At 61.1% G+C, this 19,264-nt stretch carries 18 protein-coding genes and 5 tRNA genes; 15 read left to right on the top strand and 8 right to left on the bottom strand.

Features of this window, described 5'->3' with window-relative positions; translation table 11 throughout:
- The first annotated feature begins 79 nt into the window (after positions 1–79).
- Positions 80–481: a heme-binding protein gene (locus B5495_RS11785; protein ID WP_079553965.1), complete on the top strand. Its 402-nt coding sequence runs from the start codon at positions 80–82 to the stop codon at positions 479–481.
- Between the two features lie 113 nt (positions 482–594).
- On the opposite strand, the gene B5495_RS11780 is transcribed toward B5495_RS11785, so the two are convergent.
- The 6 genes from B5495_RS11780 to B5495_RS11755 all read right to left on the bottom strand — a co-directional run bounded on the left by B5495_RS11780 (position 595) and on the right by B5495_RS11755 (position 2,064).
- Positions 595–671, bottom strand: a tRNA-Asp gene (locus B5495_RS11780).
- A gap of 21 nt (positions 672–692) precedes the next feature.
- Positions 693–768 (bottom strand) — tRNA-Val (locus tag B5495_RS11775).
- Positions 769–829: 61 nt separating this feature from the next.
- Positions 830–906 (bottom strand) — tRNA-Asp (locus B5495_RS11770).
- Positions 907–946: 40 nt separating this feature from the next.
- Positions 947–1,023 (bottom strand) — tRNA-Asp (locus B5495_RS11765).
- Between the two features lie 116 nt (positions 1,024–1,139).
- Positions 1,140–1,215 (bottom strand) — tRNA-Val (locus B5495_RS11760).
- A 117-nt stretch (positions 1,216–1,332) separates the two neighbouring features.
- Complete coding sequence (locus B5495_RS11755; protein ID WP_079553963.1) at positions 1,333–2,064, bottom strand: alpha/beta fold hydrolase; 732 nt, start codon at positions 2,062–2,064, stop codon at positions 1,333–1,335.
- 164 nt (positions 2,065–2,228) lie between these two features.
- On the opposite strand from B5495_RS11755, the gene ccoN reads away from it, so the two are divergent.
- From ccoN to fnr, 11 genes are all read left to right on the top strand, one after another.
- Positions 2,229–3,656, top strand: a complete 1,428-nt coding sequence (ccoN, locus tag B5495_RS11750) for a cytochrome-c oxidase, cbb3-type subunit I (protein WP_079553961.1) — start codon at positions 2,229–2,231, stop codon at positions 3,654–3,656.
- A 19-nt stretch (positions 3,657–3,675) separates the two neighbouring features.
- Positions 3,676–4,284, top strand: a complete 609-nt coding sequence (gene ccoO / locus B5495_RS11745; RefSeq protein WP_079553959.1) for a cytochrome-c oxidase, cbb3-type subunit II — start codon at positions 3,676–3,678, stop codon at positions 4,282–4,284.
- A 3-nt stretch (positions 4,285–4,287) separates the two neighbouring features.
- Positions 4,288–4,509: a cbb3-type cytochrome oxidase subunit 3 gene (locus B5495_RS11740; RefSeq protein ID WP_079553957.1), complete on the top strand. Its 222-nt coding sequence runs from the start codon at positions 4,288–4,290 to the stop codon at positions 4,507–4,509.
- A complete protein-coding gene (gene ccoP, locus B5495_RS11735; protein ID WP_079553956.1) occupies positions 4,506–5,435 on the top strand; it encodes a cytochrome-c oxidase, cbb3-type subunit III in 930 nt (309 codons plus the stop codon). The genes B5495_RS11740 and ccoP overlap by 4 nt, the downstream gene beginning before the upstream one ends.
- A 183-nt stretch (positions 5,436–5,618) precedes the next feature.
- Complete coding sequence (gene ccoG / locus B5495_RS11730; RefSeq protein ID WP_079553954.1) at positions 5,619–7,055, top strand: cytochrome c oxidase accessory protein CcoG; 1,437 nt, start codon at positions 5,619–5,621, stop codon at positions 7,053–7,055.
- A 5-nt stretch (positions 7,056–7,060) separates the two neighbouring features.
- Positions 7,061–7,594, top strand: a complete 534-nt coding sequence (locus tag B5495_RS11725) for a FixH family protein (RefSeq protein WP_079553952.1) — start codon at positions 7,061–7,063, stop codon at positions 7,592–7,594.
- Entirely contained in the window at positions 7,594–10,068 is a 2,475-nt protein-coding gene (locus tag B5495_RS11720; RefSeq protein WP_079553950.1) for a heavy metal translocating P-type ATPase, read from the top strand. The genes B5495_RS11725 and B5495_RS11720 overlap by 1 nt, the downstream gene beginning before the upstream one ends.
- On the top strand, positions 10,065–10,298 hold the full coding sequence (gene ccoS, locus B5495_RS11715; protein ID WP_079553948.1) for a cbb3-type cytochrome oxidase assembly protein CcoS: 234 nt from the start codon (positions 10,065–10,067) through the stop codon (positions 10,296–10,298). Before B5495_RS11720 ends, ccoS begins: the two co-directional genes overlap by 4 nt.
- Positions 10,295–11,008 carry a sulfite exporter TauE/SafE family protein gene (locus B5495_RS11710; protein ID WP_079553946.1) on the top strand — a complete coding sequence of 238 codons (714 nt, stop codon included), beginning with the start codon at positions 10,295–10,297 and terminating at the stop codon, positions 11,006–11,008. Before ccoS ends, B5495_RS11710 begins: the two co-directional genes overlap by 4 nt.
- Before the next feature lie 83 nt (positions 11,009–11,091).
- Positions 11,092–12,471 carry an oxygen-independent coproporphyrinogen III oxidase gene (gene hemN, locus B5495_RS11705; RefSeq protein ID WP_079553944.1) on the top strand — a complete coding sequence of 460 codons (1,380 nt, stop codon included), beginning with the start codon at positions 11,092–11,094 and terminating at the stop codon, positions 12,469–12,471.
- 81 nt (positions 12,472–12,552) lie between these two features.
- Positions 12,553–13,305, top strand: coding sequence for a fumarate/nitrate reduction transcriptional regulator Fnr (gene fnr, locus B5495_RS11700; protein ID WP_079553942.1), 753 nt, complete (start codon positions 12,553–12,555; stop codon positions 13,303–13,305).
- Positions 13,306–13,311: 6 nt separating this feature from the next.
- On the opposite strand, the gene ttcA is transcribed toward fnr, so the two are convergent.
- Together ttcA and B5495_RS11690 are read right to left on the bottom strand one after the other, a co-directional pair.
- Positions 13,312–14,232, bottom strand: coding sequence for a tRNA 2-thiocytidine(32) synthetase TtcA (ttcA, locus tag B5495_RS11695; protein ID WP_079553940.1), 921 nt, complete (start codon positions 14,230–14,232; stop codon positions 13,312–13,314).
- 132 nt (positions 14,233–14,364) lie between these two features.
- Positions 14,365–16,179: a DUF294 nucleotidyltransferase-like domain-containing protein gene (locus B5495_RS11690; protein ID WP_079553938.1), complete on the bottom strand. Its 1,815-nt coding sequence runs from the start codon at positions 16,177–16,179 to the stop codon at positions 14,365–14,367.
- A gap of 332 nt (positions 16,180–16,511) precedes the next feature.
- Here B5495_RS11690 and B5495_RS11685 point away from each other — a divergent pair, with 332 nt between their 5' ends.
- The 3 genes from B5495_RS11685 (at position 16,512) to B5495_RS11675 (ending at position 19,193) form a co-directional block, all read left to right on the top strand.
- Complete coding sequence (locus B5495_RS11685; protein WP_079553936.1) at positions 16,512–16,772, top strand: DUF4212 domain-containing protein; 261 nt, start codon at positions 16,512–16,514, stop codon at positions 16,770–16,772.
- Positions 16,773–16,778: 6 nt separating this feature from the next.
- Positions 16,779–18,581 carry a sodium:solute symporter family protein gene (locus B5495_RS11680; protein ID WP_079553934.1) on the top strand — a complete coding sequence of 601 codons (1,803 nt, stop codon included), beginning with the start codon at positions 16,779–16,781 and terminating at the stop codon, positions 18,579–18,581.
- An 87-nt stretch (positions 18,582–18,668) separates the two neighbouring features.
- Positions 18,669–19,193, top strand: a complete 525-nt coding sequence (locus tag B5495_RS11675) for a hypothetical protein (RefSeq protein WP_079553932.1) — start codon at positions 18,669–18,671, stop codon at positions 19,191–19,193.
- Positions 19,194–19,264: the final 71 nt, after the last annotated feature.

Below are 19,264 nucleotides of genomic sequence, written 5' to 3'. Positions count from 1 at the left end.
CTGTCCCGCGCCGCGCTTACCCGTGCATCCCTACAATTTTTCAACAAAAAATGCACCTTCAACGACAAAGGACCTTACCATGCAAACCAAAGTCATCTTGACGCAGACTGACGTTACCCAAGTGCTGGACGCGGCTCAGCGGGAAGCCGACCAGCAAGACTGGGGCGTTACCATCGCCATTACCGATGACGGTGGCCACCTGCTGGCGCTACGCCGGCTTGACGGCACCGCGCCGTTCACCGCCGAAGCCGCTACCCACAAGGCGCGCAGTGCTGCCGTCGGCGGCAAGGAAACTAAAGTTTTTGAAGAAATGATCAACAACGGCCGCACGGCGTTTCTGTCGGTTCCGCTCAAGGGGCTGTTGTCCGGCGGCGTACCCATCGTGATTGATGGCAACGTGGTGGGCGCCGTCGGTGTTTCCGGCGTCAAGCCTGACCAAGATGCGCAAATTGCCAAGGTCGGCATCAGCGCGCTGACATAAAGCCGAGGCACACAAAAAACCCCAGATCTTTGATCTGGGGTTTTGGAATTTGCTTGCTTGATTAAAGACATTGGTATGATCTTATCAAGACTTTTATGACGGCTTACTTTAAGTGGCGGACTGGACGAGACTCGAACTCGCGACCTCCGGCGTGACAGGCCGGCATTCTAACCAACTGAACTACCAGTCCACTATAAAGCAATGCTACTTGTGGTGGGTGGTACTGGGTTCGAACCAGTGACCCCCAGCTTGTAAGGCTGGTGCTCTCCCAACTGAGCTAACCACCCACATTCGTTAGCAATCTTGCTAGTCTTTTCTTACCGCTCTTTCTTACTGACCCTTTAACCGTGGCGGACTGGACGAGACTCGAACTCGCGACCTCCGGCGTGACAGGCCGGCATTCTAACCAACTGAACTACCAGTCCACGGATAATGGGGTTGAAAAAAGCACTGCAACTGCTGCGTTGGCGGACTGGACGAGACTCGAACTCGCGACCTCCGGCGTGACAGGCCGGCATTCTAACCAACTGAACTACCAGTCCAATTACAACACTGCGGTGTAGCTACTTTTCTCAAACAATAAAGCATGATGCCTAAAAGCATAACGCCTAGCCTTATTGCTGCGTGACAACCCATTCAGTAATGCGTACATCTTGAATGGTGGGTGGTACTGGGTTCGAACCAGTGACCCCCAGCTTGTAAGGCTGGTGCTCTCCCAACTGAGCTAACCACCCGCTGGTCACGTGGCGCTGCATTATACAGATCATCTTCAGCATGTCAACACTGAGGCTTAACTTCTTCACTTTCGAGGCTTTTCTCTCGCAAGTGAATGACGTAAAGCGCAGTGCGGCCTACGGATTCCTGCTTTCAACGCGGACGAAGGATGCCGCATAATGCGCCGCTTCGTCAATTAAAATCTGCTGATTCATACCTGACGCGCGACGTGGCACAAAGTCGTGATCTCCGTCGGCAAGCCAAACAAGCCGGGCGTTTGGCGGCAGCGTATACGTTTCCACTTCATGGCGCGTCCCGAAAGGGTCGCGCTCGCCCTGGATAATCAACGCCGGGCATGACACCTGCGGCCAGTGCGCCAGGCGCAGTTTTTCCGGCCGGCGCGGCGGGTGAAACGGGTAGCCGGCAATCATCAGGCCGTCTACCGGCTGCTGCGCGGCGAGCAAACTGGCCACGCGACCGCCCATCGACTTGCCACCCAGCCACAGCGGCTCCGCTACCGCCGACTGGATCAGCGCCTGCCAGCGGCGCAGCTCATCGACCAGTACATCCATTTTAGGTGGCGGCCGCCTTTTTCCGGTTTCCTGAATCTGCTGCATATAAGCGAAGTCGAAACTCAGCGTCTGAACGCCATAGCTCGCCAGCGCCGTGACAAACTGCCGCATGAAGGGCGAATCCATGCCCGCCCCCGCACCGTGAGCAAACAGCAGGCGCCCATGACGCGGCTCGCCGCAGACGCGCAAACGGCCGTGCCTGGCCACGCTAAACGTCGCATTACGGCACTCTCCGAGCACCGCTGGAAGCTGCCCTTCAGATAGCGTAGAAGAGGCCAAGGGTTCGTATTCCGGCATTCTCGTGCCCCTTAATATTGCCGACTTAAGCGTTTCGCATGTTCAGCTTCTGAGCCAGCTGCGCTAGAATCCTCGGCGGATCTTGACCTGCATCATCAAGCGGGTGGTCGCACTCGTGCAAAATGCGCGAGTTACCCCCTAACCGCGTTCGATGGGAACATAAAATGAACACAGCATTTGAACATCCGACCTACAACTACAAGGTGGTTCGGCAGTTCGCGATTATGACCGTTGTGTGGGGCATTATCGGTATGACGCTTGGCGTCATCATTGCCTCACAGCTGGTCTGGCCGCAACTGAACCTTGGCCTGCCCTGGACCAGCTTTGGGCGCCTGCGCCCGCTACATACCAACGCCGTTATTTTTGCCTTTGGCGGCTCGGCGCTGATCGGGACGTCGTATTACGTCGTGCAGCGTACCTGCCAGGTCCGGCTATTTTCCGACAAGCTCGCCGCCTTTACGTTTTGGGGCTGGCAGGCCGTCATCATCTCGGCGATCGTATCACTGCCGATGGGCTACACCACGACCAAGGAATACGCCGAGCTGGAATGGCCGATCAACATCCTGATTGCCGTGGTGTGGATTTCGTACGCAGCGGTGTTCTTGATGACCATCAAGAAGCGCACGACCTCGCACATTTACGTGGCGAACTGGTTCTATGCTGCCTTCATTTTAACCATTGCCGTGCTGCACATCGTCAACAACGCCGCACTGCCGGTCACCATGATGCACTCCACCTCGATTTACGCGGGCTCCGTGGACGCCATGGTGCAGTGGTGGTACGGCCATAACGCCGTGGGCTTTTTCCTGACGGCCGGCTTCCTCGGCATGATGTATTACTTCGTGCCCAAGCAGGCCGAGCGCCCGGTGTATTCTTACCGTCTGTCCATCGTCCACTTCTGGGCGCTGATCATGGTGTACATGTGGGCCGGCCCGCACCACCTGCACTACACCGCGCTGCCCAACTGGACACAGTCGCTGGGCATGGTGCTTTCCATCATGCTGCTGGCACCGTCCTGGGGCGGCATGATCAACGGCATGATGACGCTGTCCGGCGCCTGGCATAAGCTGCGTACCGATCCGACGCTGCGCTTTCTGGTGGTCGCCCTGTCCTTCTACGGCATGTCTACCTTTGAAGGCCCGATGATGGCGGTCAAGACCGTCAACGCGCTGTCGCACTACACCGACTGGACCATCGGCCACGTCCACGCCGGCGCGCTGGGCTGGGTGGCGATGATCACCATCGGCTCCATGTACCACCTCATTCCGCGCCTGTTCGGCCGCATCGAAATGCACTCGACCAACCTGATTGCCGTGCACTTCTGGCTGGCCACCATCGGCACCGTGCTGTACATCGCCTCCATGTGGGTCAACGGCATCATGCAAGGCCTGATGTGGCGCGCCATCAACCCCGACGGCACGCTGATGTACACCTTTGTGGAATCGGTTGAAGCCAGTGCACCGGGCTACTTTGTACGCCTGATTGGCGGCCTGTTCTGGGTAACCGGCATGTTGATCATGGCCTACAACGTCTACATGACGGTCAAGCGCCGCGAAGCCATTAGCGAGCACCCGGTACCGCAAGCCGCTTAAACCAGAGAAGTTGAGACCAATGAAACACGAAATTGTTGAAAAAAACGTTGGCCTGCTTGTCGTCTTGATCCTGGTCGTGATCAGTTTCGGCGGCCTGGCCGAGGTGGTTCCGCTGTTTTTCCAGGAACAGACCAACGAACCGGTCGAGGGGCTTGAGCCCCTCTCCCCCCTCGAGCTTGAAGGTCGCCGCATCTACCGGCGCGAAGGCTGCGTGGGCTGTCATTCGCAGATGATTCGTCCGTTCCGGGCCGAAACCGAGCGCTATGGCCACTATAACGTGGCCGGCGAAGGCGTTTACGAATACAACTTCCTGTGGGGATCCAAGCGGACCGGCCCTGATCTGGCTCGCGTAGGCGAGCGTTACAGCGACGACTGGCACCGCGCTCACCTCTACAATCCGCGCGACGTCGTACCGGAATCCATCATGCCGGCTTACCCCTGGCTGTTCGAGAACACCGTTGACGGCAAGAGTACTCCGGCCAAGATGCGCTCGCTCCAGACACTGGGCGTGCCGTATACCGACGAGCAAATCGAAAACTCCACGGCTGAAGTACGCGGCGTGCAGGAAATCACCGCGCTGATCGCCTACTTGCAGCAGTTGGGCACCGTGCTAAAAGGTACTCGATAAATTATGACTTCGGGAGATTTTCAGGGTGTCGTCACGCTGGTGCTGCTCATCGCTTTTATCGGCATCATCTGGTGGGCCTATTCCAAGCGCCGCAAGCCAGGATTCGACGAAGCAGCCAACCTGCCGTTCGCCGACGAGGACGACGAGCAACCCGGCCATGACAAGCCTGCCGCGTCGCAAGACACTGCAGAATCCCGCCAAGACAAGGGAGATAAAAATACATGAGCAATTTATGGGGTGACTCCCTCTCCGGCTTCTGGAGTGCCTGGATCATCGTCATCACGCTGGGCACCATCGGGCTCAGCGCCTGGTTCCTGCTGTCCAACCGGCATACCGATAAAACCCCCGATGCCGATGGCAACGTGGAGACAACCGGCCACGCCGCCGACGGCATCGAGGAATATGACAACGCGCTGCCCAAATGGTGGTTCCAGCTGTTTATCGGTACCGTTATCTTCGCGTTGGGCTATCTGGTGCTGTATCCGGGGCTGGGCAACTTTCAGGGGCTGCTCGGCTGGTCCCAGGAAGGCCAGTGGGAACAGGAAGTCGCACAGGCGGAAGAACGTTTTGCGCCGATTTTTGAGCAGTATCAGGAAATCCCCATTCCTGAGCTGGCCAAGGATCAGGAAGCCATGCAGGTCGCCGAACGAATCTTCCTCAACAACTGCGCGGTCTGCCACGGCTCCAACGCCCAGGGCGGCTACGGCTTCCCCAACCTGACCGACGACGATTGGCTTTACGGCAGCGAGCCGGAAAACATCGTGACCACGCTCACCAACGGGCGCAACGGACTAATGCCGTCCTGGCAGCAGCTGGGCGAAGACAACATCGAAAACCTGACCCAGTTCGTGCTGTCGATGTCCGCTGAAGATCACGACGCGGCGCGCGCCGAGAAAGGCCAGAGCACGTTCATGTCGGTCTGTGCGGCCTGCCACAGCCCGGATGGCACCGGCAACACAGCGCTGGGCGCCCCCAACCTGACCGATCAGGTCTGGCTGTACCAGAAGCCGGGGCAGGCCATTCCCGACTCGATTCGCCAGACGCTGCGCAACGGCCGTAACGGCCACATGCCGGCACAGGCAGCGTATATCGGTGAAGAACGCGTTCATCTGGTTGCGGCCTACATCTACAGCCTGCGCTACAAGGATTAAGCGCCGGTTCGTATAGACGACTTGTGTAAAAAGCCCGTATAAACGGCTGGTATAGACTAAAGGTGCGGCCTCCGGCCGCACCTTTTTTTATGCGTGATCCGGTACACTGACCCACGCATCCCGTCGTGCTATTGCACCCCTGGTGCAGCCCTTCTCTCTGCCTTTCTGAGCTGCGATACCGCCATGGATAAAATCCCGAGCAAAGACGTCACACCGGATCCGGTAGGACACCACACCCCGCCTGACAGTCCTGTTCCCCAGGCAATGTACGCCAAGCGCCGGCATATCTACGTACGTGAAATCAAAGGGCTGTTCCAGAAAATCCGGCGTAGTTCCAACTGGGCCCTGATGCTCACTTTTTTCCTGCTCCCGTGGATCAACATCGGCGGCCGGCCGGCGGTATGGTTTGACCTGCCCCACCGCGAGTTTCATATTTTCACCGCCACGTTTTATCCGCAGGAATTTGTCCTGCTGTCCTGGCTGTTGATCATTTGCGCGTTCGGGCTGTTTTTTATCACCGTGTTTGCCGGGCGCGTGTGGTGTGGCTACACCTGCCCGCAAAGCGTCTGGACTTTCCTGTTTATCTGGATCGAGCATCGTACCGAAGGGCATCGCAATCGCCGCATCAAGCTCGACAAACAAGCCGCCAGCGCCGACAAACTGCGGCGCAAAACGGCCAAACACGTCGCCTGGCTGGTGGTCTCGCTGGCCACCGGCATTGCCTTCGTGGGCTACTTCGCGCCAATTCGCCAGCTGGTGCCCGACCTGGCCACGCTGGATGCCAACGGCCATGCGTACTTCTGGGTCGGCTTCTTTCTGGTCTTTACCTACCTGAACGCCGGCTGGCTGCGCGAACAGGTGTGTATTTACATGTGCCCCTACGCCCGCTTTCAGGGGGTCATGTTTGACCGCGACACGCTGATCGTGTCCTACGACGCCGCCCGCGGCGAGCCGCGCGGCAGTCGCCAAAAGAACCTGACGCACGAACAGGTGCAAAGTGCCGGCTACGGCGACTGCATCGACTGCGATCTGTGCGTGCAGGTCTGCCCCACCGGCATCGACATTCGCGACGGGCTGCAGTACGAGTGCATTTCCTGTGCCGCCTGCATCGACGCCTGCGATAGCGTCATGGACAAGATGGGCTACCCGCGCGGGCTGATCCGCTACACCACCGAAAGCTCGCTTGAAGGGCAGAAAACCCATATCCTGCGGCCTCGCCTGATCGGCTACTTTATCGCTCTGACGATTATGGTGGGCGCCTTTGCCTGGGCAGTAAACGACCGCATGCCGCTCGACTTTGACGCCGAACGCGATCGTACCCAGCTTTATCAAATGACCAGCGACGGCCAGATCAGCAACGTCTACAGCCTGACGGTGCGCAATCTGGATTCTCTCGATCATACCTATCGGCTCAACGTCTCGGGGCTGCCCGGTCTGTCGTTCGATCAGCACAGCATTGCCGTACCGGCCGGCGAATCACGCCAGGCGGTGATCACGGTCAAGGCAGATCCTGACGTGATTGAGAAGCCCAGCCACTCCATCGTCCTGACGCTTGAAGCCGAAGAAGACGGCAGCATTCACCTTGAGCGCGACACGCGCTTTATCGGCAACCTGAGGTAATCACAATGGCACCCTCTCCCGAGCCGGAATCCGAGCTTATCAAACCCTGGTACAAGCAGTTCTGGCCGTGGTTTCTGATCAGCATTCTGATGTCGTCGGTGGCCTTTGGCAGCACCTACGCGTTTTTCTCGGTCAAATACTATGATGGCGTCGTGGAGCAGGATTATTACGAGCACGGCAAAGCCATTAACATGGTATTGGCCAAGCAGGATCGTGCCCGCGAGCTGGGGCTGACCGGCGACTTGCGCGTCGACCCCGTGACCAGCGACATCGTACTCGACCTGACCGGTGAAAAACGCCCCGACACGCTGGAGCTCAAGCTCATTTTCCCCACGGAAAACGATCGCGACCAGACGTTTACGCTGGAACACGTGCGCGAAGGCCGTTACATCACCCAGGGGCCGGACAACCTGCGCTACCGCTGGTATCTGCGCCTCCAGCCCGTCGCTGACGACCCCGAATGGCGTCTGGTGGGCGAAGCCCGCTTTCCCACGGAAGACAGCATTACGCTGCACCCCGGCGGTCGTACGGAGAGCTGATGTCCACATCTGCGTCCGCCGCATGCTATCACTGCGGCAATCCGATGCCCGCAGGGGCGCCGTGGTGTATCCAGCTGGATGACGAACAACACCCGCTCTGCTGCCCCGGCTGCGAGGCCGTGGCCCACGCGATCGTGGAAGGCGGGCTGGAAAGCTACTACCGCTACCGCACCGAGCTGCCCGAGCGTCCCGACGAGCGTAAGGCCGCCAAGGCGGATACCTGGGTGGTATTTGACGATCCCGGCCTGCAGGCGACGTTTGTGCACCCCGACGAGGACGGCCGCGTCCACGCCACGCTGGCAGTCGAGGGCATCACCTGCGCGGCCTGCGCCTGGCTGATCGAACACCGGCTCAACGCGCTCGACGGCGTTGACTCAAGCGCCGTCAACCTGACCCACCACCGCGTGCGCATTGGCTGGGACCCGCAGATTATCGCGCTGTCTCAGCTGCTCGCGGAAATGGCCGCCATCGGCTATACCGCCCAGCCCTACGAGCCGGATCAGGCGCAAAAACGCCTGCAGCGCGAAGAGCGCATGACCATTCGTCGGCTGATCGTTGCCGCCGCCGGCATGGCGCAGGTAATGATGTTTTCCATCCCCATCTACGTCTCGTCTCCCGGCGACATTTCCGACGGCTTCTACGCGCTGTTTCACTGGCTGTCGTTTGCGCTGGCCACGCCGGTGGTGCTGTTTTCCGCCCGGCCGTTTTTCCATAATGCCCTGCGCGATCTCAAAACCCGCGTGCTGGGGATGGACGTCCCGGTCTCGATTGCCATCGGCTGCGCCTATCTGGCCAGCGCCTGGGCGGTGATCACGGGTAGCGGCGAGGTGTACTTTGATTCCGTCGCCATGTTCACCTTTTTCCTGCTTTTCAGCCGCTACATCGAGGCCCGCGCACGCCGGCGCAACGGCCAGAGCGGCAATGCCCTGAGCGGCGTGCTGCCGGCCTCGGCCACGCGTCTGGAAGACGATGACAGCGAGCGCGTGGTGCCCGCCAACCGCCTCGCCGCCGGCGACCGCGTGCTGATCAAGCCCGGTCACGACGTGCCCGCCGACGGCATCATCGAACAGGGCGAATCCAGCCTCGACGAGTCGATGCTCACCGGCGAATACCTGCCCGTCACCCGCTGCGTCGGGCAACCCGTGGTCGGCGGCAGCCAGAACATGGAAAACCCGCTGGTGATTCGCGTTACTCACGCCGGCCCGCAGGCACGGGTTGCCGGGATTATCGACCTCACCGATCGCGCCTTTGCCAACCGCCCGCGTCTGGCCCAGCTGGCCGCGCGCATGGCGCATCTGTTCGTCCTGCGCCTGCTGCTCGTGGCCGCGTGTGTCGCTGTCGCCTGGTGGTTTATCGACCCGTCACGGATGCTCTGGATCATGCTCTCGGTGCTGGTCGTTACCTGCCCGTGCGCACTGGCGTTGGCCACACCTGCCGCGCTGACCGCCGGCCACGGCCAGCTCAGGCGGCGCGGCGTACTAGTCACTCGCGCCGACGCGCTGGAAACGCTCTCCAACGCCACCCGGGTGATTTTCGATAAAACCGGCACCCTGACCCGGGGCGAAATGCAGCTGGTCGAAACCCGCCCGCTTTCCGACGGCCTCTCAAGCGAGCGCGCCCGCACGCTCGCCGCCGCACTCGAAGCGCGTTCGGAGCATCCCATCGCCCGGGCCTTTCAGCCCTATCGCGACGCCACGCTTACCGCCCGCGAGATACACAGCGTGACCGGCCAGGGGCTGGAAGGCGTGATCGACAAGGCCCGCTGGCGGCTGGGCAAACCCGTATTTGCCAGCGCCTCCCGCGATCATTCGCCCGACGATGTGCCCACGGCGCCCGATGACGGCCAGTGGCTATTGCTCACGGAAGACGCCGCACCGCGCGCCTGGTTTCGCCTGCACGATGCGCTGCGCGACGACGCCGCCGCTACCGTCGCCGCGCTCAAGGCGCGCGGGCTTGAGGTCGAGCTGCTGTCCGGCGATACCCCGGGCGCCGTTGGCGAACTCGCCGCTACGCTGGGCATCGCCACCTGGCACGCCGGACAAAGCCCCGAAAACAAGCTTGAGCGCATTCAGGCGCTGCAGGCCACGGGCGAACGCGTAGCCATGGTAGGCGACGGCATTAACGACGTGCCGGTACTCGCCGGTGCCGACGTCGCCATTGCCATGAACGGCGCCACCGACCTCGCCCGCACCCGCGCCGACGCCGTGCTGCTAAGCCCGCGGCTGTCACGCATTGACGAAGCGGTTGAAATTGCCCGGGCCACGCGGCGTATCATGAAACAGAATATGGCGTGGTCGGTGTGCTATAACGTTGCCGCGCTGCCGCTGGCCGCCATTGGCCTCGTGCCGCCTTGGCTTGCCGCCATCGGCATGTCGCTGAGCTCGCTGATCGTGGTCGGCAACGCGCTACGCCTGACGCGCTGGAAAACCCGGCCCGCGCCCCACGTCTCTCCTCCGTCTCCGGTGACCGCATGACAAGTTTGTACCTGCTGATCCCTATTTCCCTGCTGTTTTTAGGCATCGCCGTCTGGGCCTTCTTCTGGGCGGTCAAGAACAACCAGTTCGACGACCTCGAAGGCCCGGCGTACCGCATCCTGTTTGACGAAGATGAAAACGACCTGACGCCCGCCGAGCGCGAACGCCGCAGGCAAACAGCCAGCGCCGCACGCGAGCGGCGCCAGCAGAATAGCGAGCCACCAACATGAACCCGACCGGACTGGGTTTGCCGCCGCTGCTGGCGGCCTTCGTCTTCGGCCTGATGGGCGGCGCCCACTGCATCGGCATGTGCGGCGGCATCATGAGCGCGCTGACCTTTGCCGTGCCGCCCAGCATGCGCCATCCCGCCCGGCTATCCGGCCTGCTGCTGAGCTATAACTTTGGACGCATTTCCAGCTATATGATCGCCGGCGCGCTGGTGGCAACGCTGGGTACGGTGTTTTCCATCGCCCCGGCGGCGCGCATGACGCTGCAGGTCTTTGCCGCCATCATGCTTATCCTGATGGCGCTTTACATTGCCAACTGGTGGAAAGGGCTGCTCAAGGTCGAAGCCGTGGGGCGCCGCATCTGGCGTCATATCGAGCCGTTTGGCCGGCGGCTGATGCCGGTGGTCAAACTGCCCCAGGCGTTTGCGCTGGGCGCGGTCTGGGGCTGGCTGCCCTGCGGGCTGGTCTACTCCATGCTGGCCTGGAGCCTGGCCATTGCCGAACCCGTGCGTGGCGCGCTGCTCATGGGCGCTTTCGGGCTGGGCACGCTGCCGGCGCTTTTAGCCACCGGTTTTGCTGCGCGCCAGCTCAGCGCGCTCATCCGCCATCCGGCCACGCGCAGCATCGCCGCGCTGTGCATCATTTCCTTCGCCCTGTGGCAGCTGTGGTCGCTTTATCACATGGCCGGCATGTCAGGAATGTCCGGCGCTTAATTGATATAGCTCAACTCCTTCATCACGGACCGACGCTAGGATAACGCTGTTGTTCTTTCGTCTTCCCAACCGGAGTTGTTGCCATGGCCAGCGCTGCCCCCTTGTCTGTCGGTACCGCAGCGCTGCCTGCTGCCCGAGATGAGGCGCTACTGCGACGCTACGCAAGCGTCAGCCCACGCTATACGTCCTATCCCTCATCACGCGCCTTCACCGATCAGTTTGGCGCCGCGAACTTGACTCGGGCGCTGGAGCGCAGCAACGCCAGCGGCCGCGGGCTGTCACTTTACGTGCACCTCCCGTTTTGTCGCAAAAGCTGCTTTCACTGCGCCTGCAACCGGTTTCCCACCCACGACACCACGCTGCCCGAGGCTTACCTATCGCGGCTGGACCGCGAAATGGTGTTGACCGCCCGCCATCTGGATACCGCGCGCCCCGTCGAACAGCTGCACTGGGGCGGCGGCACGCCGACGTTTCTGAGCCTTGGCCAGATGAGTGACCTGTTCGACCGGCTGGATGCGCGCTTCGGGCTGTCGTCTGCGCCCGAACGCGACTACGCCATCGAGGTCGACCCGCGCGAAGCTGATGTCTTCACCCTGCGCCATTTGCAGCTGCTCGGCTTCAACCGCATCAGCCTTGGCGTGCAGGATTTGAACCCTGACGTCCAGCAGGCAATCAACCGCGTGCAGCCACGGATCATGACCGAAACGCTCATGGAAGAGGCACACCGCCTGGGGTTTCGTTCGCTGAGCCTGGATCTGGTATACGGCCTGCCGCGGCAAACCCCGCACAGCTTCGCCGCCACGCTGGAACAGATCATCGAGCTGAATCCGGCGCGCATTGCGGTGACCGACTACGCGCACCGGCCACAGCAGTTTGCCTCTCAGCGAAGGATCAACGCCGCCGACCTGCCTTCAGCGGCAGAAAAACTGGCCATATTGCACGCCACCGTTGAGCGCCTGGGTCAGGCCGGCTACGTGCACATCGGCATGGATCACTTTGCCCGCCCCGACGACAGCCTGGTCACGGCCCGCCACAACGGCACCCTGCAGCGCAACCTTCAGGGCTATACCAGCCACGCCGACTGCGACCTGCTGGGGTTGGGGGTGTCGGCCATATCGCGCGTTGATGACGTCTATGCGCAAAACCCTACCCGTCTTGGCCACTACGAAAACGCGCTGGATTCAGGCCAACTGGCCACCGCGCGCGGCCTGCGCCTGAGCCGTGACGATCGCATTCGCCGGGATGCTATCGAGCGGCTGATGTGCGACGGCCGGCTGGATCTGGCCGCACTCGGCCAGCGCTTTCAGATTGATGCGCCGCGTTATTTTTCCCGGGCGCTTGAGAAGCTTGCCGAGGCGGCGCGCGATGGGCTGACCGAACACAGCGGAGAAGTCATTACGGCCACGCCGGCGGGGCGGCTGGTGCTGCGTCAGCTGGCCGCGGCGTTTGATGCCTATCTTTAGCGGCAAAACAGCGCTGGTGGCTTGTGGGCCGCCGGCGCTTACTCGCATAATGGCGCCGTGACCCACTTCACGGAGGAATCCATGCCCGAATATCTCAGCCGTCGGCGCCCCCTGTTGCATGAAACCCGCTGCCAGACGTGCAGCCTGAGTTCGTTGTGCCTGCCGCTTGCTCTTGAGCTTGAGGACATGGACCAGTTTGACGCCATCATTCGACGGCGCGCACCGCTCAAAAAAGGCGAGCCGCTGTTTCGTCAGGGCGAGGCATTCACCAGCGTCTTCGCCGTGCGCTCGGGAAGCCTCAAACAGGTGACGATCGAAGGTAACGGTAACGATCAGCTGACCAATTTCTATCTGCCCAGCGAGCTTGTGGGCCTCGACGGTATCGACGAACAACACTACCCCGGCAGCGTGGTGGCGCTGGAAACCACCACCGTATGCGAGATTCCCTTTGACCGGCTGGACTTGTTATCTGAAGAACTGCCCGAACTTCGCGCCCAGCTGTATCGCAGCATGAGCAAAGAGATGCGCGAAGACCGCCGCATGATGCGCCTGCTTTCGCGCAAAACCGCCGACCAGCGCATGGCCAGCTTCTTGATCACCCTGTCCGATCGTTTTCGCCGCCGCGGGTATTCGCCCTACAGCTTCCGGCTGTCGATGGCGCGCGCGGATATCGGCAACTATTTAGGCCTCGCGGTGGAAACCGTCAGCCGGATTTTAAGCCGCTTCCAAAGCCAAAACGTCGTGGCCGTCTCCGGCCGTGAAGTCAACATATTGGGCATGCCGCAGCTTTTGGCGCTGGCCGAGGAAGACATCCAGGAGGTCGCGTCCTCCTGAACGCCATCAGCCTACGTTGAACGCCTGAATGCGCTCGGAGAGCGCCGCTTCCTGCTTGGCTTCAAGGTTTTCAAAATCAAACTGCTCGCGGTCGGCAAGCTGGGACGGGGCGACGTTGGTCACCGCCTTGAACATGCTTTCCAGCCGGCCGGGATGGTTTTTATCCCAATCGTCGAGCATCGCCTTGACGTTCTGGCGCTGCATGTTGGGCTGCGAGCCGCACAGGTTGCAGGGGATGATCGGATACGCCATCTGACGGGAAAACTCGGCAATATCGGCCTCTTTGCAGTAGGCCAGCGGGCGAATGACGATATTTTTAGCGTCGTCGGACAAGAGCTTGGGCGGCATCGCCTTTAAGCTGCCGCCGAAAAACATGTTCAGGAAAAGCGTTTCCAGAATGTCTTCGCGGTGGTGGCCAAGCGCTACCTTGGTCGCGCCGATCTCCTCGGCAAAGCCGTAAAGCGAGCCGCGGCGCAGGCGCGAACACAGCGCGCAGGTGGTTTTACCCTCAGGGGTTTTCTCCTTGACCACCGAGTAGGTATCGCGCTCGAGGATATGGTAATCAACGCCCAGTTTATCCAGATATTCGGGCAGCACGTGCTCGGGAAAGCCCGGCTGTTTCTGGTCAAGATTCACCGCCACTAGCGAAAAGCTGATCGGCGCGTTGCGCTGCAGGCTGCGCAGCATGTCCAGCATCGTGTAGCTGTCCTTGCCGCCTGACAGGCACACCATGATCTTGTCGCCTTCCTCGATCATGCGGTAGTCAATCACGGCGTTGCCGGTCTGGCGCCGCAGACGTTTTTGCAGCTTGTTGAAGTCGCGTTTGTGCTGCGCCTCAGTGGTCGCGGCATCATTGGCAGCGGTGGCCTCGGGCGCGGAAGCGTACGCAGCGGGATCAAGGGATTGCACGGGGTCAGAATGCGGCATAGGAAGTCTGCGCGGTCGATAGTGAAGAAAATGGGGAAAGCAGCGCTGTGATAGAACAGGAAAGCGCCGCTCTGATAGCGGCCATTGTAACAATACCCGGCGCTACCCCACCAACTCCCCCTTCATCTCGCTTCAGGAATACTCCAGGTGATAGCGGTGCGACAGGCGCTGCTTGAGATCCTTGACGATATGCAGCGCCTCGCGCAGCAGGTCGCGCTCCAGCGACGACAGCGTCTGCACCACCACGCGATCGCGGCTTTGGCCGTCAGCCGTGGGCACTTCCAGCTGGCGTTTGAGCCGCAGCTCGGTAAACAGCGCCAGCGCCTCGCCAACGTCATCGGCAAAGCGGCGCTTCAGGCGGCCGTCTACCACCAGCGCCTCCAGCCGCTCAAAGGTTGACGTGGCGGTAATACAGCGCTCAAGCGCCATGGTGCGCACGCCGTGGACAATGGGAAAAATGCCGCCTTTTTTGATATCAATGCCGTGCTGGGGTTTTTTCAGCGAGCCAAACAGCGTCAACGGCGTCGAAAAACGCAGCGCTGCCCGGGCAAAGTAGGACAGCAGCAGGTCATCGCTGGCGCAGTGCTCGAACAGCGTCTGGCGCACGCGCTCGAGGAGCGACGGGTTACCCGCGACCGCGTGGGCATCCAGCATGATGGCCAGCTTCATCAGGCTGTCGCCGTCCCGGGCGGCGGCCCAACTGGCAATACGCGCCTGCCACTGGCTGACGCTCCCCGTCCATTCGGGGTTGGAGACCATGATGTTGCCGGGGCACGGCGGGTAGCCAAGCGTGACCAGCGTATCGGTCAGTTGGCGCATGGCGCTGCCGACCTCGGGCCATTCCAGCGCATCGTCGAGAATCAGGCCGTTGTCCTGATCGGTTTTCAGGATCTGTTCGCCGCGCCCTTCGCTGCCCATCACTATCAGGCAGCTGTCATTGTGGTAGCGCGGTGCGACGCACAGCTGCCAGGCCTTGTGGATAATACGGCCGTTCAGCGCGGCCAACAGCTCCATGGCAAAGCGCAGTTTGACGCCTTGCGCCATCAGCGCGTTGACCAGCTCCGGCGTTCGCCGGCTGGCCGCGGCCAGCGAATGCAGGTCGTCCGCCTGCTCGATCTGCAGGCTCACCACATAGCTGCGGCTGGAAAAGTAGCTCAGCACGTCGGTCAGCTCGACCACGCCCACCGGCGCCTGCCCGTCAAGCACCACCACCCGCGAGACCTTATGCCGCGTCATCATCACCAGCGCCTCGAACAGGTACTGGCCGGGCGTTACCGTGATCAGACGGTAGCGGGCAATATCACCGACCGGGCTTTGCTGAGGCAATCCGTCAACCACCAGCGCGTTGAGCAGATCGGTCTTGGTCAGCATGCCCCACGCGCCCTCCCGCTCGACCAGCAGGCTATCGGCGTGGCTTTCATTAAGCTGCGTCACCGCGCTGGCGATATCGGCATCGGCCTTGATGCGCTGGGGGGCGCGCATGCAGGCGCTAACCTGCGCCAGCATGAACCCGGCCATGGTCACGCCGCCTTCGGCACGCTTTTCCATCAGCCGGCGCGCCTTGTGCGCCAGTGACTGGCGGAAGAAACCGTCAAACTCGGGATACGCCCGACACAGCTGCTGGAACAGCACCTTGGGAAACAGATAGCACAGGCAGTCCTGCTCGGCGATAAAGCGATAGCGGCTCTGGCCGTTGATCATGCTGATGGCGCCGAACAGGTCACCCGCCGTGTAAAGGCCGATACGCGCGGTGGCCTGCGGCAGCGTCGGGTCCACTTCGGCGACCTCACCCTGATGGATCAAAAACAGCGACTCGCCGGCCTGCCCGGTATCCAGAATGATTTCGTCGCGGTCGAAGTAGGCAATATCCATGCCGCGGCGCGCATGTTCACGGCCCGCCGCGTCGAGCAGCGTAAAGGGAGGTTGGGAAAGCTCGACATCGACCATGCATACCTCGGCAAAAAGGGAAACGGCGTCCCCAGAGTATCGACGTCTGTGCCCGTACCGACACCTATACTATCGTCATAGCCATTCGCCACGGCTATCCTCACAGCGACCGTTCCAGCCCGCCATCAGCAGTCAAGACGTTGGTTTAAAGACCAAAGTCTGGATTTCTTTTTGACGTTTTTTGGCCAGTATGAAAGCACGTAATGCAGGGTTGTCGCGCCGTCTTCGCCCGGTTAAAAACTGTGCTTCTGAACGGCACGGCCGCACAACCCTGGCACTGTTCACTCACCGCAATCTCCAAACCTTAACAATCACAAACGGAGAGCAACGCCATGGCAGATGATACTTCCAACGCTGCTGCATACTGGAAAGCCAACGTACGCACCATTTTCGGCTGCCTGATCGTCTGGGCCTTCGTGTCGTACGGCTGTGCCATCCTGTTTCGCCCGCTTTTAGCGGGTATTCCCGTCGGCGGGACTGACCTTGGCTTCTGGTTTGCCCAGCAAGGCTCAATCCTGACGTTTATCGCGCTGACCTTCTTCTACGCCTGGAAGATGAATCAGCTCGACAAAAAATACGACCTCGGGGAGTAAGCCAGCATGGACCAGTTTACGATCAACATACTGTTTGTTGGCGCGTCGTTTGCGCTCTACATCGGCATCGCCATCTGGGCGCGCGCCGGCTCCACCAAGGACTTCTACGTCGCCGGCGGCGGCGTGCATCCCATTACCAACGGCATGGCGACGGCCGCCGACTGGATGTCGGCGGCCTCGTTCATCTCCATGGCGGGTCTGCTGGCCGCCGGCGGCTACGCCAACTCGACCTACCTGATGGGCTGGACCGGCGGCTACGTGCTGCTTGCCATGCTGCTCGCGCCCTACCTGCGCAAGTTCGGCAAGTTTACCGTACCGGCCTTTATCGGCGATCGCTTCTACAGCAGCACCGCGCGGCTGATCGCCGTGGTCTGTTTGATCACCGCCTCGGTGACGTACGTCATCGGCCAGATGACCGGTGCCGGCGTGGCTTTCTCGCGCTTTCTGGAAGTGTCCAATACCGCGGGCATCTGGATTGCCGCGCTGATCGTGTTCCTGTACGCGGTATTTGGCGGCATGAAGGGCATTACCTATACCCAGGTCGCCCAGTACATCGTGCTGATTATTGCCTACACCATTCCGGCCGTGTTCATCGCCATGCAGCTGACCGGTAACCCGATCCCCATGTTCGGCATGTTCGGCACACACGTCGAGTCCGGCATTCCGCTGCTCGACAAGCTGGATCAGGTGGTGACCGCGCTGGGTTTCAACGCCTACACCGGCGACGTGGACAACAAGCTCAACATGGTGCTGTTCACGCTCTCGCTGATGGTGGGTACCGCCGGGCTGCCCCACGTCATCATCCGCTTTTTCACCGTGCCGAAGGTGGCTGATGCACGCTGGTCGGCGGGCTGGGCACTGGTGTTTATCGCGCTGCTGTACGTCACGGCACCGGCCGTCGGCTCCATGGCGCGCCTGAACCTGATGACCACTATCTACCCCGACATGAGCGAGCAGGTCGAAGACTACGACGCCGCAGCCAGCAGCCCCATCCTTTACGCAGACCGCCCCAACTGGATCCGCGCCTGGGAACACACCGGCCTGATCACCTTCGAGGACAAGAACGGCGACGACCGCATCCAGCTGTACAACGACACTAACGAAGCCTTTACCGGCACTGCCACCGAGCGTGGCTGGGAAGGTAACGAGCTTTCCGTCAACAACGACATCCTGGTACTCGCCAACCCCGAGATTGCCAACTTGCCGCCCTGGGTCATCGGCCTGATTGCCGCCGGCGGGGTTGCCGCAGCGCTGTCTACCGCGGCCGGGCTGCTGCTGGCGATTTCCTCGGCCATCAGCCACGACCTGATCAAGAACACGATCAACCCGCGCATCTCCGAAAAAGGCGAAATGCTGGCCGCACGGATCTCCATGGGCGGGGCGATTCTGCTCGCGACCTATCTGGGGCTCAATCCGCCGGGGTTTGCCGCACAAACCGTGGCGCTGGCCTTCGGTATTGCCGGTGCGTCGCTGTTCCCGGTGTTGATGATGGGTATCTTCTCCAAGCGCATCAACAACCACGGTGCCGTCGCGGGCATGCTGACCGGGCTTTTGACCACGCTGCTGTATATCTTCACCTACCTTGGCTGGTTCTTTATCCCCGGCACCAACATGCTGGCGAACACGCCGGATAACTGGGTCATGGGCATCTCGCCGCAGTCCTTCGGTGCGCTGGGGGCGATCATGAACTTCGCGGTTGCCTTCGTGGTGTCCAACGTGACCGCCGCACCGCCGCAGGCCATTCAGGACCTGGTCGAAAGCGTGCGCTACCCGAAAGGGGCTGGCAGTGCGACACACATGAGTCACTGATTTATAATGACTCGACCTTGAAATGTTTCGACCCAGACCAAGCGGGCTTCCATACGGAAGCCCGCCTTCTTTCACAGAGGATACGCCATGATCTGGCATTTGATCGCCGCCGTTTTTTCGGGCCTGGGCGCTGCGGGTATCGGCCTTGTATTGCGCACGCTGAGCGGCAAACGTCTGCCCAAGTGGATCGTGCCGGTATGCGCCGGCCTCGGCATGTTGGGCTATCAGGTCAATGCGGAATACAGCTGGTTTGAGCTTAAAAGCCAGCAGCTGCCTGCCAGCGCCGTGGTTATTTCCAGCCAGACCGACAGCATGATCTGGCGTCCCTGGACGCTGGCCTTTCCCATGGTGACCGAGTTCAGCGCCGTGGATCGTGACGGCATGACGCATAACGCGCGCGGCCAAACACCCGTTGTTGAGCTGATTGTCTACCATTTTGAGCGCCACTACGCCGACGTAGTGACGCCCACGCCGTACCTGCTCAACTGCGACAACCGCGAGCTGGTGCCGCTGGATGATGCCACTGGAAAGCCCGCGCTTAACGCCCTGCGCACCCTGCGCGAAGGCGCCAAACTCTATACCACCGCGTGCCAGCCGGCACACGAAGTGTAAACCCGCCCTCCAACCCGCCACTCCGGCCTGACGCCCACGCCCATTTCGCCTAGAATGGGCGTTTTTGCGCC

Origin of the sequence: Vreelandella subglaciescola (assembly GCF_900142895.1) — a bacterium.
Classification (GTDB): Bacteria; Pseudomonadota; Gammaproteobacteria; order Pseudomonadales; family Halomonadaceae; genus Vreelandella; species Vreelandella subglaciescola.
This window is presented reverse-complemented; position numbering and strand designations above follow the sequence as displayed.

What these genes read in the sequence shown, in the direction of transcription:
- ccoS (WP_079553948.1), top strand. Translation starts at nt 10,065, where the DNA reads ATGACAAGTTTGTACCTGCTGATCCCTATTTCCCTGCTGTTTTTAGGC.
- B5495_RS11740 (WP_079553957.1), top strand. Translation starts at nt 4,288, where the DNA reads ATGACTTCGGGAGATTTTCAGGGTGTCGTCACGCTGGTGCTGCTCATC.
- B5495_RS11720 (WP_079553950.1), top strand. Translation starts at nt 7,594, where the DNA reads ATGTCCACATCTGCGTCCGCCGCATGCTATCACTGCGGCAATCCGATG.
- B5495_RS11755 (WP_079553963.1), bottom strand. Translation starts at nt 2,064, where the DNA reads ATGCCGGAATACGAACCCTTGGCCTCTTCTACGCTATCTGAAGGGCAG.
- fnr (WP_079553942.1), top strand. Translation starts at nt 12,553, where the DNA reads ATGCCCGAATATCTCAGCCGTCGGCGCCCCCTGTTGCATGAAACCCGC.
- ttcA (WP_079553940.1), bottom strand. Translation starts at nt 14,232, where the DNA reads ATGCCGCATTCTGACCCCGTGCAATCCCTTGATCCCGCTGCGTACGCT.
- ccoO (WP_079553959.1), top strand. Translation starts at nt 3,676, where the DNA reads ATGAAACACGAAATTGTTGAAAAAAACGTTGGCCTGCTTGTCGTCTTG.
- ccoG (WP_079553954.1), top strand. Translation starts at nt 5,619, where the DNA reads ATGGATAAAATCCCGAGCAAAGACGTCACACCGGATCCGGTAGGACAC.
- B5495_RS11675 (WP_079553932.1), top strand. Translation starts at nt 18,669, where the DNA reads ATGATCTGGCATTTGATCGCCGCCGTTTTTTCGGGCCTGGGCGCTGCG.
- ccoP (WP_079553956.1), top strand. Translation starts at nt 4,506, where the DNA reads ATGAGCAATTTATGGGGTGACTCCCTCTCCGGCTTCTGGAGTGCCTGG.
- hemN (WP_079553944.1), top strand. Translation starts at nt 11,092, where the DNA reads ATGGCCAGCGCTGCCCCCTTGTCTGTCGGTACCGCAGCGCTGCCTGCT.
- B5495_RS11690 (WP_079553938.1), bottom strand. Translation starts at nt 16,179, where the DNA reads ATGGTCGATGTCGAGCTTTCCCAACCTCCCTTTACGCTGCTCGACGCG.
- B5495_RS11685 (WP_079553936.1), top strand. Translation starts at nt 16,512, where the DNA reads ATGGCAGATGATACTTCCAACGCTGCTGCATACTGGAAAGCCAACGTA.
- ccoN (WP_079553961.1), top strand. Translation starts at nt 2,229, where the DNA reads ATGAACACAGCATTTGAACATCCGACCTACAACTACAAGGTGGTTCGG.
- B5495_RS11680 (WP_079553934.1), top strand. Translation starts at nt 16,779, where the DNA reads ATGGACCAGTTTACGATCAACATACTGTTTGTTGGCGCGTCGTTTGCG.
- B5495_RS11785 (WP_079553965.1), top strand. Translation starts at nt 80, where the DNA reads ATGCAAACCAAAGTCATCTTGACGCAGACTGACGTTACCCAAGTGCTG.
- B5495_RS11725 (WP_079553952.1), top strand. Translation starts at nt 7,061, where the DNA reads ATGGCACCCTCTCCCGAGCCGGAATCCGAGCTTATCAAACCCTGGTAC.
- B5495_RS11710 (WP_079553946.1), top strand. Translation starts at nt 10,295, where the DNA reads ATGAACCCGACCGGACTGGGTTTGCCGCCGCTGCTGGCGGCCTTCGTC.